This window comes from Pedobacter terrae (assembly GCF_900100705.1).
In the GTDB taxonomy this organism is placed as follows: domain Bacteria; phylum Bacteroidota; class Bacteroidia; order Sphingobacteriales; family Sphingobacteriaceae; genus Pedobacter; species Pedobacter terrae.
This window is the reverse complement of record NZ_FNCH01000003.1, coordinates 368,946-384,326: the sequence shown is the minus strand read 5'-3', so window position 1 is coordinate 384,326 and position 15,381 is coordinate 368,946. Positions and strand designations below refer to the sequence as shown.

10 protein-coding genes are annotated in these 15,381 nt (G+C 38.6%); 3 read left to right on the top strand and 7 right to left on the bottom strand.

Annotation, left to right across the window (positions count from 1 at the left end):
* The first annotated feature begins 967 nt into the window (after window positions 1-967).
* Together BLR60_RS06500 and BLR60_RS06495 are read left to right on the top strand one after the other, a co-directional pair.
* Window positions 968-1,666, top strand: coding sequence for a ComF family protein (locus BLR60_RS06500; RefSeq protein WP_090497990.1), 699 nt, complete (start codon window positions 968-970; stop codon window positions 1,664-1,666).
* Between the two features lie 58 nt (window positions 1,667-1,724).
* Complete coding sequence (locus BLR60_RS06495) at window positions 1,725-3,098, top strand: hypothetical protein (RefSeq protein WP_090497988.1); 1,374 nt, start codon at window positions 1,725-1,727, stop codon at window positions 3,096-3,098.
* Between the two features lie 540 nt (window positions 3,099-3,638).
* On the opposite strand, the gene glmS is transcribed toward BLR60_RS06495, so the two are convergent.
* From glmS to BLR60_RS06480, 3 genes are all read right to left on the bottom strand, one after another.
* The gene (gene glmS, locus BLR60_RS06490; protein ID WP_090497986.1) at window positions 3,639-5,477 is read right to left on the bottom strand and encodes a glutamine--fructose-6-phosphate transaminase (isomerizing); all 1,839 of its coding nucleotides are present in this window, start codon (window positions 5,475-5,477) and stop codon (window positions 3,639-3,641) included.
* A 150-nt stretch (window positions 5,478-5,627) separates the two neighbouring features.
* On the bottom strand, window positions 5,628-6,899 hold the full coding sequence (glyA, locus tag BLR60_RS06485) for a serine hydroxymethyltransferase (RefSeq protein WP_090497985.1): 1,272 nt from the start codon (window positions 6,897-6,899) through the stop codon (window positions 5,628-5,630).
* A gap of 62 nt (window positions 6,900-6,961) precedes the next feature.
* Window positions 6,962-7,705, bottom strand: coding sequence for a segregation and condensation protein A (locus BLR60_RS06480; RefSeq protein WP_090497983.1), 744 nt, complete (start codon window positions 7,703-7,705; stop codon window positions 6,962-6,964).
* Window positions 7,706-7,894: 189 nt separating this feature from the next.
* Between BLR60_RS06480 and dxs the strand changes: the two genes are divergently transcribed.
* Window positions 7,895-9,859 (top strand): 1-deoxy-D-xylulose-5-phosphate synthase, encoded by a 1,965-nt coding sequence (gene dxs, locus BLR60_RS06475; RefSeq protein WP_090497982.1) that lies wholly within the window; start codon window positions 7,895-7,897, stop codon window positions 9,857-9,859.
* 111 nt (window positions 9,860-9,970) lie between these two features.
* On the opposite strand, the gene BLR60_RS06470 is transcribed toward dxs, so the two are convergent.
* The 4 genes from BLR60_RS06470 to BLR60_RS06455 all read right to left on the bottom strand — a co-directional run bounded on the left by BLR60_RS06470 (window position 9,971) and on the right by BLR60_RS06455 (window position 15,373).
* Window positions 9,971-11,599, bottom strand: coding sequence for a gliding motility protein RemB (locus BLR60_RS06470; RefSeq protein WP_090497980.1), 1,629 nt, complete (start codon window positions 11,597-11,599; stop codon window positions 9,971-9,973).
* 112 nt (window positions 11,600-11,711) lie between these two features.
* Window positions 11,712-12,629: a sugar phosphate nucleotidyltransferase gene (locus BLR60_RS06465; RefSeq protein ID WP_090497979.1), complete on the bottom strand. Its 918-nt coding sequence runs from the start codon at window positions 12,627-12,629 to the stop codon at window positions 11,712-11,714.
* A 12-nt stretch (window positions 12,630-12,641) separates the two neighbouring features.
* The gene (locus tag BLR60_RS06460; RefSeq protein WP_090497977.1) at window positions 12,642-14,033 is read right to left on the bottom strand and encodes an undecaprenyl-phosphate glucose phosphotransferase; all 1,392 of its coding nucleotides are present in this window, start codon (window positions 14,031-14,033) and stop codon (window positions 12,642-12,644) included.
* Window positions 14,034-14,296: 263 nt separating this feature from the next.
* On the bottom strand, window positions 14,297-15,373 hold the full coding sequence (locus BLR60_RS06455; RefSeq protein WP_090497975.1) for a mannose-1-phosphate guanylyltransferase: 1,077 nt from the start codon (window positions 15,371-15,373) through the stop codon (window positions 14,297-14,299).
* Between the last annotated feature and the right edge of the window lie 8 nt (window positions 15,374-15,381).

The window sequence follows — 15,381 nt, the reverse complement described above, 5'->3', positions numbered from 1 at the left end:
TGCCTCGCGGCCCGTCTTTATATATCTGCAGACTTCAGTCTGTTCAAGTCTTGTTCGTCTTAAACATGTTTCCGTCTGTTTCAATCTTGTTTGTTATCTTTCCGACATCCGCCGTTCCGATTTTTTTGTTTTCCCTTCGTTTCCGTTGGGGTTGCAAAGGTAAGCATCTTTTCCGAACTTCCAAATAAAATAAATTTTATTTTTCAATCTTCTTTTTCTGAATACCCTTATTTCAATATGCCAGATTAAACTGGCTTTCCGTTCTTCCGAACCGGGCTGCAAAGGTAGAAATCTTTTCCGCTTCCGCAATATTTATTTTAAAATAAATCTCGCTCTCCTTTCCCTATGCCACCTTTTCAATTCTAAACCCTTCCTCCGAAGCGGGATGCAAAAGTAGGAAAAATATCTTTCCCTGCAAAAGGAATTTATTAAATACTGCACGGTTAAACGTAAGTCAATGGTTTTCAACAGGAAATATTTTACTGTAGTTAAAACTTTTTGGAAGAATACTTGTTTAACACGGCGATCCGGCTTGGGGCAGAGCGTTTTTCCACCATTGAGGGATTAAGGAGATTAAGTTTTTAAAGCTCTTTTATATTTTTCGGCGCCATCGCAGTGTGCCTTGCACCGCCAATGCAGCCTAAACCCCTGCCCGTTGCAGGCGGGCGATAGCAGCGGAAAACCCGGAGGCGAGGAACGAGCCGAAGATTTGCAGCGAATAGCGGGAACATACTTATATAGTAGCACTGAACCTGCTTTACTAGAAAACGAATAAAGTTTATATTCACCGGAATTAATAATACGCCCTGCTATCTAAAAACTAACGGGAAGCCCTGATAACAATAAAACCGTCCGACACTTTGGAAACACACCGCAGAACAGCCCTAGAATTAATTGCACACTAACTATATATTACCGCTGCCTTAAAATCCTGTCATTTCCTCATAAATTTTTTATAAATTAGTTTATGCTACAGGTTAAACAATGGTGCAATGATTTAATTGGTTTGCTATTTCCAAACCTCTGTAATGCCTGTGGTGTTGCATTATACCATAGCGAGCATTTAATCTGTACGAAATGCCTGTACGATCTTCCTTTTACCGATTATCATCAATATGCGGAAAATAGGGTAGCCAAACAATTGTGGGGCCGCTTACCACTTTATGCGGCAATGGCCATGTTATACTTTAGAAAAGGAGCGAAAGTTCAAAACTTAATCCACAACTTAAAATATAATGGCAGAACAGATGTTGGGGTACTATTGGGCAATATGCTGGGAGAAAGGCTTAAAACCGCAAACCTTTATCAGGATATTGATATGGTAATTCCGGTCCCTTTACACCGCAAAAAATATAAATCCAGGGGCTACAACCAAAGTACGTTTATTGCAGAAGGAATTGCTATGCAAATGGAAATTAGCATGAGCGAGAATCATCTTATCCGAAATACCTCTACCGAGAGCCAAACCAAAAAAAGCAGGTATAACCGTTATGAAAACATGAAAGATGTATTTCAGGTAAATTCTCCGGAAGAAATAATTGGCAAACACATTTTACTGGTTGACGATGTAATTACTACTGGCGCAACACTTGAAGCTTGCGCAAATGTCCTCTTGACCATTGGAGCCGCAAAAGTGAGCATAGCCGCACTTGCTTTTGCAGAATAATTTTTACAATACACCGCAAGTACTATTGTATTAGCCAAACATTTTTTAAGTTTGATTTATGCGTTTAAATATTGGCTCAGTGCTTTTCATCTTATTCATCGCTTCGGCTTGCCGCAAAGGGGAAAACATTACCACAGATCAGAACGCCAAACTGAGCATTTCCAATAAAGAGATATTTTTTGATACCATTTTTACTTCGGCAGGCTCAACAACCAGAAAAATAAAGATCGTTAACCCAAATCATGATGCAGTTAAAGTTTCGGAAATCAGATTATCAGGAGGGAATACTTCAGCTTTTAGTATCAATATTAATGGAGCACAAACGCTGCTTAAAAATGATCTTATAATGAATGGTCAGGATTCGATCAATCTTTTTGTCAAGGTTTCGATCAATCCCAATACAAACAACTTACCCTTTCTGGTACAAGATTCTATCATCTTAAATACCAACGGCAATAAACAGGTGATTCAGCTTTTGGCTTACGGGCAAAATGCTGTATTTGTGAATGAATCTTCGATTAATACAAATACCAGCTGGACAAAAACTTTGCCCTATATTATTAATGGATCATTAACCGTAAAGCGTGGCGCTGTATTAACCATCCAACCCGGCACTAAAATCTATTTCCATAAGGATGCCAGTTTAAACATTGAAGGAAACCTCATGGTTAATGGCAGCTTTACTGAGCCGGTACTATTTTGTAGTGACAGGCTTGAAAAGGTATATAGTAATGAGCCTGGTCAATGGAAAGGAATCTTCTTAAAAAGAACCGGATATGGACTGATTAAAAATGCGGTCATTAAAAATGCATCTGTTGGCATTACGTCCGATTCTTTATCCGTTAATAGCAGTCCTAAATTGATTTTAAGCAATAGCATGATCAAAAATATGCAGGTGGCAGCTTATATTGGTTATCACTCCGAGCTGTTTGCCTTTAATAATGTAATGTATAACTGCGGCAACTATTTAATCTATGCTGTTGGGGGCGGAAATTATAACCTGAAACAGAACACCTTTGCAGGCTACAACTTAAACTTTCCGCGTAAAACTGCCGCTCTGAGCTTTTCAGATTATTTATCGGCAAATGTTTATAACAAACTTCAGATCAATTTAACGAATAATATCATTTGGGGGAGCTTAACGAATGAACTGGATATCCAAAAGAAATCTTCCACGACGGTGCAATTCAATTTATCACATAATTTGATCCGATCTTCCAACAGTGCTTATAATACTAATGGCAACATTTTGAACATCGATCCATCCTTTAAGAACAAGGAATCCGAAAATTTTGAGCTCCCGGCGAACAGTGCAGCCAGAAACAAAGGTGCTGATTTAAGTACCGATCCTTATTTCAATGGTTATCTTGATAAAGATATAAAGGGAAATGAAAGAATTTATCCCTCAACCTTAGGTAGTTACGAGAAATAGTATATTTATTTATATTTTCTCAAAACCAAATGGCATAAAGTTGCGTTTATATATTCGAGAGCGTTAATTTAGATGGTAAGGGTCGATATTTCTTCTAAAGAATATCGGCCCTTTACTTTTTACTAAAATTTTAGGATTAGCATAAGCTGATTTTCAATGAATATCTAATTCAAAATAATTATTTCTTCTACTCTTTCTACGTTTATCGTCATGATGAATTTATTTCAGCATCTTCTCCTTCCAGACCTTGAAATGAATTACCTTCGGTGAGCTTGCTAAGGCTCGGTTCAGGGTGACGGCTGTAATAAAAAAAAGAGGCTATCTCAGAAATGATTTCGGAGATTTTTTGCAGAATAATATTTTGAAAGGGCGTCATTCCCGTAAAAACGGGAATCTTAACGCGATAGAACGGCAACTAAATAAGTCCATACCAAAGCATTAAGATGCCCAGTCAAGCTGAGCATGACGACATCGCCAAATTGCTATTATTGAATCTGTATTTTGAGTCAGGCTCTTTTTTTCCTATTTGTTGTAAGTAAATTATTCTACAGTAACTGATTTAGCCAGATTTCTTGGCTGATCTACATTACAGCCACGCATTACGGCAATATGATACGATAATAACTGAAGTGGTATAGTTGCTAAAAGTGGTAAGAAAGCTTCATTGGCATCGGGAATTTCGATGCAGTAATCGGCCATTTTTTTCACCTCGGTATCGCCCTGGGTTACAATGGCAATTACTTTTCCTTTTCTGGCTTTTACCTCTTGTATGTTACTGATTACTTTTTCGTAAGATGAGTTTTGCGTGGCGATGAACACCACAGGCATTTCTTCATCAATTAAAGCGATCGGACCATGTTTCATCTCCGCAGCAGGATAACCTTCTGCATGGATGTAGGAAATTTCCTTCAGTTTCAAGGCACCTTCCAAGGCCACCGGGAAACCACTTCCTCTACCTAAAAACAAACAATTGGTAGAATCTTTGATTTTTTCCGCTACTTCTTTAATCAGATCGTTCGACGCTAAAGCAACCTGGATCTTTTCAGGAATATGGTCAAGCTCAGTTAAAAGTTCGATTAGTTTGGAAGTGGTAATGGTTCCTTTTTGCTGGGCCATGTAAAAAGCCATCAAAGTTAAAACGGTTACCTGTGCGGTAAATGCTTTTGTAGAAGCTACACCAATTTCAGGGCCGGCGTGGGTATAAACACCTGCATGTGTTAAACGCGGAATGGATGCACCCGCTACGTTACAAATTCCGAAAATAGTTGCACCACGTTCTTTAGCCATTTCAATAGCCGCCATGGTATCAGCCGTTTCTCCAGATTGCGAAATGGCAATCACCACATCCTTTTCTGTAATGATCGGATTTCTATACCTGAATTCTGAAGCGTATTCTACTTCAACAGGAATGCGGGCATATTCTTCAATCAGGTATTCGCCAACCAAACCTGCATGCCATGATGTTCCGCAGGCCACAATGATGATACGGTCTATATTTTTTAATTTCTCCGCAAATTCTTTAATCCCACCGAGCTGTACCTTACCTTCTTCCGGATAGATACGGCCGCGCATACAATCTTTAATCGAACGCGGTTGCTCATAAATTTCTTTCAGCATAAAGTGGTCGAAACCACCTTTCTCCAGCATTTCTAACTTTAACTGCAACTCCTGGATTAATGGCGTTTGCACTACATTATCCAATCTTTTAACCAAAAGATCGTCTTTGGTGATCAGTGCAATTTCATTATCATTAAGATAGATTACATTTTTGGTGTATTCGATAATCGGCGTGGCATCAGAAGCGATAAAATATTCTCCCTTGCCCACACCAATTACCATCGGACTACCCTTTCTGGCTGCAATTAACCGATCAGGATGATCCTGATCCATAATCACGATGGCGTAGGCACCAATCACTTCCTTCAGCGCCAAACGAACCGCCTCTAAAAGATCTATATTTTCAATTTTCTGGATTTCCTCAACCAAATGAATTAACACCTCTGTATCGGTATCGCTTTTAAATTCGTGCCCACGGTTAATCAACTCCTCTTTTAAAGTAGCGTAGTTTTCTATAATACCATTATGTATAATAGATAATTTACCGTTGTTTGAGCTATGTGGATGGGAGTTTCGGTCAGATGGAACACCATGGGTTGCCCAACGGGTATGGCCCATAGCAATCGTACCAGACTTATCCTGATCTTGAGCAAACTCTTCTAAAACAGCTACTTTACCGGCTTTTTTATAGATATGTTCACCGTTTTCATTCATTACTGCGATACCCGCACTATCATAACCCCGGTATTCTAATCTTTTAAGGCCTTTAAGTACAATTGGCCAGGCTTCTCTATAGCCAATATAGCCCACTATTCCACACATAATTTATATCTAATTAATTTGGGATAAATATATAAACAAACGTTTGTTTTAGCGCATTAAGGGCTAATGATCTTTTAGTTAAATCAAAAAAAGCAGCTACAAATTAATGCAACTGCCTTTACTATGATTAGTAAATCGAATTAGTTATGCTTACTTATAAAGTGGAAATGCACTTACCAATTTAATCACTTCAGCTTTTACGGTATTTAGATTCGCTTCATCTTCCGGATTCGTTAAAACCCTGTCAATTAATTCAACAATCTGTTCCATTTCGGCTTCTTTTAAACCGCGGGTAGTAATTGCAGCAGTACCCACACGGATGCCCGAAGTTACAAACGGTGATTTATCATCAAAAGGAACCATGTTTTTGTTCACTGTAATTTCCGCTTTTTCCAACGCATTTTCAGCTACTTTACCTGTGATGTTTTTATTACGTAAGTCGATTAACATTAAGTGGTTATCGGTACCACCAGAAATAATGCCATATCCTTTTGCCACAAATGCTTTAGCCATGGCCTGTGCATTTGCCGCTACCTGTTTAATGTATGTTCCGTATTCCTCGCTTAATGCTTCGCCAAAAGCAATTGCTTTAGCTGCAATAATATGCTCTAACGGCCCACCCTGGGTACCTGGGAAAACGGCCATATCAAGCAAATTGCTCATTAAACGGATTTCGCCTTTAGGTGTTTTTAATCCCCACGGGTTTTCAAAATCCTGTCCCATCATAATCATACCACCACGTGGTCCACGTAAAGTTTTGTGGGTTGTGGTAGTTACAATATGGCAATGTGGAAGCGGGTTCGCCAACAATCCTTTTGCGATTAAACCTGCAGGATGAGAAATATCGGCCAAAACCAAAGCACCAATTTTATCGGCTACCGAACGGATAAAAGCATAATCCCACTCACGTGAATAAGCAGATGCACCGCAGATAATCAATTTTGGTTTTTCGGCTAAAGCAACTTCTTCTAATTTTTTATAATCAATTAGTCCGGTTTCTTTTTCTACGCCATAAAATAAAGGTTGATATAATTTACCCGAGAAATTAACAGGAGAACCGTGTGTTAAGTGACCACCGTGAGAAAGATCAAATCCTAATATTTTATCGCCTGGTTGCAGGATAGCCAGCATTACCGCTGCATTGGCCTGTGCGCCAGAGTGTGGCTGAACGTTTACCCACGCTGCTCCAAATAATTGTTTTGCCCTATCGATCGCGATTTGCTCTACTACATCTACCACCTGGCAACCACCATAGTAACGTTTTCCAGGCAAGCCTTCTGCATATTTGTTGGTCAATACCGATCCTGCAGCTTCCATTACCTGTCTGCTTACAAAGTTTTCTGATGCAATAAGCTCTAAACCATGCTCCTGGCGGTTTAATTCTTTATCGATAAGTTCAAAAATTTGGTTGTCGCGTGTCATTGTATATTTAGGTTTGTATTTTTTTGGCAAAAGTAAGGATTTCAAATTTAAATCACGCCTGTTTAAGATAATGCTTTCACATTAAAGTTGTTAAAGCCACTTCCAATAGTTATCTCTACGATTTGTTGCTGCAACATTTCTAAAATGGCCAGGAAATTATAAACGAAATGAACTTTATTTTCTGAATTTTTAAGCACGAGGGCAAAATCAATTTGTTTATTGATATCTAGTAAGTTGGCTATAAAGTGTTTTTGCTGTTCGATGGTATAAGGATATTGGACCACAGTATGTTTAACCTCTTCACTGCGCAGTTCATACTTCTGCATCGTACGGTGATAAACGGTTAAAAGCTTATACAAATCCAAGGATAAAAGTTCATCCTGATGCGTGGAAGAAACGGCAGCAAGTGTAAGATCGTATGCAATATTACCCCTGTGGTTTTGCTTTAATCGCTCCTCTTCATAAACCTTCATTTCTTCAGCTGCAGATTTAAACTGTTTATAGGCAATCAACCTGGCGATAAGGTCCTGCTCAGAGTTGATTTCGTTGCCAGTTTCGTCTACCTCAATCCTCGGCAATAACATTTTAGATTTAATCCGCATCAGGGTGGCGGCAACCAGAATAAATTCGCTCGCTACTTCTACATTTAAAGCCAGGAGTTGGTGGATGTAGGCTAGAAAGTCGTTGGTAATTTTCGAGATCTCCACATCCTGTATATTTAATTCATCGCGTTCTATAAAGAACAGCAATAAATCGAAGGGACCTTCAAATACCGGAAGCTTTATTTCAAAATTTTCTGCCTGCATGTGTATCAACAAACATAATCAAAATTTTCAGTCTATGCATTAGTACTCAACCCTAACCGCTAAACTTCAGCAACCCCTATCACGCTAAATACCAGTCCCTTAGACCACTGGAATAAAGCGCTATTTTTCTCTTCTATATTAAAACAAATTTTCCTTACTTTGTATCTTGTTTTTTACCACAAATTTCGAATGCAAGTAAAAGCTGGCCCCCTATTATCTAAAATCAACTATCCTGCTGATTTAAAGCAATATAGTGAATCTGACTTAGAACAAATAAGCCAGGAATTACGACAGTATATTATTGATGTAGTAAGTGTAAATGGCGGCCATTTTGGTGCCAGTTTAGGTGTTGTCGAATTAACAGTTGCCTTACACTATGCCTTGAACACCCCTTACGATAAATTAGTATGGGATGTGGGCCATCAGGCATACGGTCATAAAATATTAACCGGACGAAGGGATTTATTCCACACCAACCGTGTATATGGTGGCATTAGCGGTTTCCCAAAGATTTCAGAGAGTGAATATGATACCTTCGGTGTAGGCCACTCGTCTACTTCTATTTCTGCAGCTTTGGGTATGGCAGTGGCTTCGCAGTTAAAAGGTGAAACCAACAGGCAGCACGTAGCCGTTATCGGCGATGGCGCCATGACAGCCGGTTTAGCTTTTGAAGGATTAAACCATGCCGGGATCGAAAACAGCAATGTATTGGTGATCCTGAATGATAACTGCATGTCTATCGACCCAAATGTTGGGGCGTTGAAAGAATATTTGACCAGCATCACCATCTCTAAATCGTACAACCGTTTCCGCGATGATATTTCTCATGTACTCGCAGGGCTATCTAAACTCGGCCCAAATGCGCATAAGTACGTTAAGAAAATAGAGAAAAGCATTAAAGGAACCTTACTTAAACAAAGTAATTTATTTGAAGCTTTAAACTTTAGATATTTCGGTCCAGTTGATGGGCACGATGTAAAACGCCTGGCACAAGTAATCAAAGATCTTTCAGCCATTCCAGGGCCGAAACTCTTACACTGCGTTACGGTTAAGGGTAAAGGTTTTGCTTTGGCAGAAAAAGATCAAACCAAATGGCATGCACCTGGTCTTTTTGATAAGATTACGGGCGAGATTAAAAAAAGCATTCCAGATAAACCACAACCACCTAAATATCAGGATGTTTTCGGACATACCATGGTAGAGCTGGCGGAAGCTAACGATAAAATTGTCGGTATTACACCGGCTATGCCATCTGGCTCATCATTAAACATTATGATGAAAGCGATGCCAAAACGCGCCTTTGATGTAGGTATTGCCGAACAACATGCGGTAACTTTCTCGGCCGGTCTGGCCGCACAAGGATTGGTTCCGTTTTGTAATATCTATTCAAGCTTTATGCAAAGGGCTTACGACCAGGTGATCCACGATGTAGCCATTCAAAAGCTAAACGTGGTGTTTTGTTTAGACCGTGCAGGTTTGGCAGGCGCTGACGGTGCCACACACCATGGGGCTTATGATATCGCCTATATGCGCTGCGTCCCAAATCTAATTATCACTTCTCCTATGAATGAGGAAGAGCTTCGTAACCTGATGTTTACGGCTCAACAAGAAAACATAGGGCCATTTGTCATCCGTTATCCACGTGGTAATGGCGTAATGCCCGATTGGAAACGACCATTCAAAGCATTAGAAATTGGCAAAGGGCGTAAAATCTGCGATGGTGAAGATGTAGCCCTATTAACCATTGGCCATGTGGGTAATTTTGCCGTTGAAGCCTGTACAGAATTAAATAGCGAAGGTTTTTACCCGGCGCATTACGATTTACGTTTCGTAAAGCCTCTAGACGAACAACTGTTACATGAAGTTTTTGCTAAATATAAACATGTGGTTACCGTTGAAGACGGTTCACTACCCGGAGGAATAGGATCTGCAGTATTGGAGTTTATGGCCGATCACGGTTACCTTGCCAATGTAATCCGTTTAGGTATACCAGATCAGTTTATCGAACATGGAGAACAGGTGGAGTTATGGGCAGAATGTGGTTATGATAAAAATGCGATTACTGAAGCGGTAAGGAAAGTTGGCGTAAAAAGAACTACTGATAGTATGGCGGGGTATGGAAAACCGCTATTGCCCGTCTTAGATGGAATGTAAGATGGATGATGGAATCGATTCTTTCGTTGATTGAAATAATAAGTATTACTAAAATATAAAAAAGCCTCAGTTAATAAAATAACTGAGGCTTTAAAATTTGAGCAGGTTTCGTTAAAAATCGCTATATAAGTTTCTGAACGAACTGCGTAAACCGAAGGTGATTAAACTGGTATTGTTTTTACCCAGGCTGTTACTTTCACGTCTTAATATACCGCCTAACTCCAAACGTAAGTTATATTTTGGATTGATGACGTAAGCTACTCTGCCTTCTGCATAAAAAAGATTGGTACGAATACCCTGCGTGGTATAATTTCCGGTAGGTTGTACAGCATCCGTATAAGGCTCAAAAATATTCTTGCCATAATTTTCTCCGGCAATGTCTAAACCGTATTTGGCATACATCAATTCTCCGCTAAAATCGAAACGCTTGTAAGAGTAGTTTAATAAACCTACAACTTCTCTGAAGTTTGCACCCATCGGGTGGGCCAGAGGCTCACCATATTGGGCATAATTAATAATTGGTTTTCGCGACGAGAATGTATATGGTTTCGCTGTATTATATTCTAATAAATAGTTTAATCCATCTACATGAAATATATCAGTACCTCTCAAACCCAATTGCCAGGCATATTTATTTCTTGAACTACCATCAGAAGAGAAGAATTCCTTTGCCTGAAATTCATCCAGTGAGAATTGTCCATAAGCAACAGCTTCCTTTGCGAATTTATATTTACTGGTAAAGCCAATTAAAGCATTATCTGGCGACCCGCTAGATGCCTCAATTGGTCTCAAGAAAATGATAGGATTAGCATAACCCCAATCAAACCCTCTATTATTTCCGGCATCATCTGTTTGCGCCCAAACGATTGAATCGAAAAACCCGATAGATAAGCGGTTATTCACGTTCCAATCCAGATAGTGGAAAACTCCACCTTTTTTTCTAAAACCAGTTTCATATGATAGTTGTGGAGCACTTGGATCTTGCATGGCCGCCCACATCACCATATATTGTACATTACCAAGATTACCTGTTAGTTTCAAGAAAGGATATGGCGATGCATAGTCTGATAACAATACTGAACGATAACCATCACCTACAAAATTTTTATCGTAACCAGCAGTGATGTTTAAATATTTAGATGGCGTGTAAGAAAGTGTAGCGGTTACGTATGACCAATCTGCAGTTAGGGGATTGATATCTGGGTTATAGCCTTGGCCATATTTACCGCCAATCCGGTTATATGACTGTCCAGGTACTATTCCATTTTGATCAATATAATTTCTATAATAGTCAGCAAAACGGCCTTGATTTTCAAAACCACTGGTGTAAAATGAAAATTTCTTTCCTATCGTTCCACCAACCTGATAACCCCGGGTATTCAAATAAGTATTTTTCTTTCCTGAGAAATCTCTACCGATCTGGAAATCAGGCAAAAAATCAGCATACACAGTATAATCTTCCTTTTGTATGTCTAATAAATGCTCATTAAATAATTTCCTTGAAACCCAAGATTTTCTGGTAGAATCGACGCCAACGCTCAATAAAATATTGCTTTTATCTCGCAGCAAGCTATCATCAATAAAAAAAGGCTTTAGAGACGTATGAAATCTCGCATTTGGGCTATAAATTTCACCGCTTAATTTCTGATAGAATTGATACGAATAGGGTTGATATACCGCTTGGGCTTTCAACTCATGGATAGATACAACTAGAAATAAAAGGAATAAGATTTTCTTCATCTGGTAAATTTTAATTCAAAGGGCAAAGAAAGTAATTAATTATGAATTAAACGATCCTGTCCTACAACTTCAAAAGAGAAAAAGCCCTTTCGGGCTCCATATTAGAATAACTTTAGTGAAGTTTAACATCCCAAAGATCTATAGGGTAAGTTTGCTCATTTGAAAGTTTTAAAAGTTCTTCCTTCACTAAAGCAGCATCTTCCTTAAAGGTGACTCCAAACCATTTGGCATCTGTAGCAATAACTTTTATCCTGGCTGAACCAGAATTAATCAACTGATCGGCCACTTCTGGTATTAAGAACTCTGCTTTAAGTTCATCCCAGTTTTCTGATAAGAATTGATAATACTTATCTTCCATCCAATCAATAAATGCAGGTGTAAAACAGAAAAAGTTCATACTCACTTTTGTGTCAGGTGCCAAAATCTCCTGTTTGTCTTTTTCCAAACTGATAATTTCTCCTCCTTTTAAAATTATTTCTCTCCGTTCGTTAATAGAAACAATTTCATTGACCGCATTGGTTTTAATTTCCCCTCTTGTAACGGCGCCGAACTCACTTACTGTATTTTTCAATTCATACCCAAGGCAGGCAAACAGATCATCCTGAATCTCCTGTGTTAAAAATATATAGGCTTTATTAAAGGCATCAGAACCATAAAAGTCATCGGCATTAATTACGGCAAAGGGTTCATTCACCTTTCCTTTACAACAAAGTAATGCATGTGCGGTGCCAAAAGGTTTTGTTCTTTCTTTTGAAAACTGGATATCATTGCTAAAACTGTCCAGTGATTGATAGGCATAGTCAATTTCAATTTTACCGCTTAATTTAGGTTCAATTTGTGCGGCAAAAGCTTCTGCAAATTCTTCTCTGATGATAAAAATCACCTTACCAAATCCCGCCTTAATAGCATCATAAATAGAATACTCCATAATGGTTTCACCATTAGGGCCAAAAGATTCCGTCTGTTTGTTTCCGCCATACCGGCTGGCCATTCCGGCAGCCAGGATAATTAATGTTGGTTTTATATTCATCAATCAATTCGCTTAAAAAGCATTCTCCTCACCTTTAACCATATTAATCACGGTCATAAAAATAATCTTTACGTCGAGCATGGCACTCCAGTTTTCCAGATACCAGATATCATGTTCCACTCGTTTTACCATTTTGTAATCTTCCTTAGTTTCGCCGCGGTAGCCGTTTACCTGTGCCCAACCAGTAATTCCTGGTTTTAAAAAGTGGCGAACCATAAATTGGTCTACTATACCCTTGTACTGTTCGGTATGGCTTAACATATGCGGCCGGGGCCCTACCACACTCATATGCCCCATAAATACATTAAAAAACTGTGGCAGTTCATCTAAACTTGATTTTCTTAGAAATTTTCCGATTGGTGTAATCCGGTCATCATTTTTACTGGCCTGGCGCTTATCACTATCTGTATTCATGCGCATGCTCCTGAATTTAAAACACCAGAAAGGTTCATCATCACGCCCGCTTCTCAACTGTTTAAATAATACCGGGCCTTTACTTTGTATTTTAATTAACAAAGCTATAATTGGGTATAACCAACTTAGTACAAATAGAATAACCAAGCCGCTGAAAACTACATCAATAACCCGTTTTTTAAATCGGTTGTGAATTTTCTCCAAAGGTTCTGAACGCAAAGAAATCACAGGGAATTCGTTTCCCAGATAACTTACCGTATAAGGAGAAAGTAAGGCTCCACTAATATCCGGAATAAACTTTAATCGTACGCATTGACGCTCAGCCTCTTCCGTTAACAAAGTCATATCCCCCATACGGTCTGGCGCAATGGTGACATAAATATCTTTAATCCCCTTATCAACCGCCATTTTAAACTGACGTCCCACCATATCCGAAATCTTGCCGTTCCGATCGAGATAATCATCATGCACGTCATTAATAAAACCATGGAATTCGATATAACGCTGCTTTTCAAAATAACTGGCCAACTGCAAACCTGTCGCATTGTTACCCATAATGGCAACAGACTTAACGCCACGTAAATGGTTAAATAGTAAAAACTGAAAAGAAGTGCCGATGAAACGGTTTACCAAAAACAAGACGGCTAACATCCCATAAAAAATTACCAAGAACGATCTGGAGAAATCATTTTGTTTAGAGAAGAATAGATAAATGGAAAACAATACTGCATGTAAAACCACACTTTTCCAGGTACCACGGTATATCCGCTCAATTCTACGTGATCCGTATTCACTATATAAACCAAAACTAGTGGTGCTCACAATCCAGACCAGGTTACAAACCACTACATAATGCCATTGTAATTCAGAGCTTACCGCTTTACCCATATAAGCTGTAAACTCGTAGGCAAAAAAGTACACAATATTGACCATAATCAGGTCGGTTATGGGTAAAATATATTTGAGTATAAATAAGTAACGTGTTTGCATAGGCTTAATCGGCGGACATAAACATATATATATCCTTTTTGTTTTAAATGAATCATCATGAACAAAATTGATGCCCAAAATTCATATCAAAGTTAAATAATCGTTATCAATATAAAAACCGATAATAATGATGCAATATATCCCTAATATATTTATTTAATAAATCGAGTATTTATACCCCCATAAAAAGTCGAATAACAAACCAACTTAGTAGAAACAAGAAAAGCTTACATAATTGTAAGCTTTTCTCAAATTAGCAGCCATTAAGCATATTTGCTTCCATGTTCCGAAACTATATCTTTAGCTACCTGTTTAATCTCCTGCTCTTCAGTTTTTGGGTAAATTAGCAGTACTTCACCATCATCCACCACAATATAATTATCCAAGCCCCTGATTACTGCCGCTTTATCTTTAGGCAAGTGTATAATACAATTTGATGTATCTTTCAAATGAATTTTATTCAGATTAATCATATTGTTGGCCATATCCTTTTCTCCAACTGCGTGTAAGGAAGCCCAGGTTCCCAAATCAGACCAGCCAATATCAGCAGGTATAGTATACACATTGTTTGCTTTTTCCAAAATAGCATAATCAATGGATATATTGGGGCTGGTTGGATATTTCGTATTGATAAATTCACTTTCTCTGTCGGTATTATAACAAGGCAAACCACTTTCAAATAAAGTCGCTATTTCTGGTGCATATTTTTCAAAAGCTTTTTTAAGCGATACTGCTGACCAGATAAAAATTCCGGCATTCCAAACGTAATCACCACTTGCTAAATACTCCTCAGCTTTAGCTAAAACAGGCTTCTCCATAAAAGCATCTACCTTTTTCACTTCTTCAAATCCATCCTGATACTTAATATATCCATAGCCTGTATCAGGTCGGGTCGGGCTAATCCCTAAAGTCAACAAAGCATCATTTGCTGTACTAAAGCCTAAAGCGACCTGTATTTTATCCAGGAAAACGTCTTCTTTCAAAATTAGATGATCGGAAGGCGCCACCACGATATTAGCATCCGGATTTAGCTGTGCAATTTTATACGTCGCATAAGCAATACAGGGCGCCGTGTTGTTCCGGCTAGGTTCTAATAAAATATTCTCTTTTAAGATACCTGATAGCTGATCTGCAACTAAGCCTGCATAACTTTCATTTGTCAAAACAAAGATTTGTTCATTTGGACATATTTTTAAAAAACGTTCGTAAGTTAACTGCAATAATGACTTGCCTATCCCTAAAATATCGATAAACTGTTTTGGAAATTGATTACGGCTTTTTGGCCAAAAGCGCGAACCTACTCCACCAGCCATAATTAATACATATGTATCTTTGTTCATGTAATTAG

What these genes read in the sequence shown, in the direction of transcription:
- glyA (WP_090497985.1), bottom strand. Translation starts at nt 6,899, where the DNA reads ATGACACGCGACAACCAAATTTTTGAACTTATCGATAAAGAATTAAAC.
- glmS (WP_090497986.1), bottom strand. Translation starts at nt 5,477, where the DNA reads ATGTGTGGAATAGTGGGCTATATTGGCTATAGAGAAGCCTGGCCAATT.
- BLR60_RS06500 (WP_090497990.1), top strand. Translation starts at nt 968, where the DNA reads ATGCTACAGGTTAAACAATGGTGCAATGATTTAATTGGTTTGCTATTT.
- BLR60_RS06465 (WP_090497979.1), bottom strand. Translation starts at nt 12,629, where the DNA reads ATGAATATAAAACCAACATTAATTATCCTGGCTGCCGGAATGGCCAGC.
- BLR60_RS06495 (WP_090497988.1), top strand. Translation starts at nt 1,725, where the DNA reads ATGCGTTTAAATATTGGCTCAGTGCTTTTCATCTTATTCATCGCTTCG.
- BLR60_RS06480 (WP_090497983.1), bottom strand. Translation starts at nt 7,705, where the DNA reads ATGCAGGCAGAAAATTTTGAAATAAAGCTTCCGGTATTTGAAGGTCCC.
- BLR60_RS06460 (WP_090497977.1), bottom strand. Translation starts at nt 14,033, where the DNA reads ATGCAAACACGTTACTTATTTATACTCAAATATATTTTACCCATAACC.
- BLR60_RS06455 (WP_090497975.1), bottom strand. Translation starts at nt 15,373, where the DNA reads ATGAACAAAGATACATATGTATTAATTATGGCTGGTGGAGTAGGTTCG.
- BLR60_RS06470 (WP_090497980.1), bottom strand. Translation starts at nt 11,599, where the DNA reads ATGAAGAAAATCTTATTCCTTTTATTTCTAGTTGTATCTATCCATGAG.
- dxs (WP_090497982.1), top strand. Translation starts at nt 7,895, where the DNA reads ATGCAAGTAAAAGCTGGCCCCCTATTATCTAAAATCAACTATCCTGCT.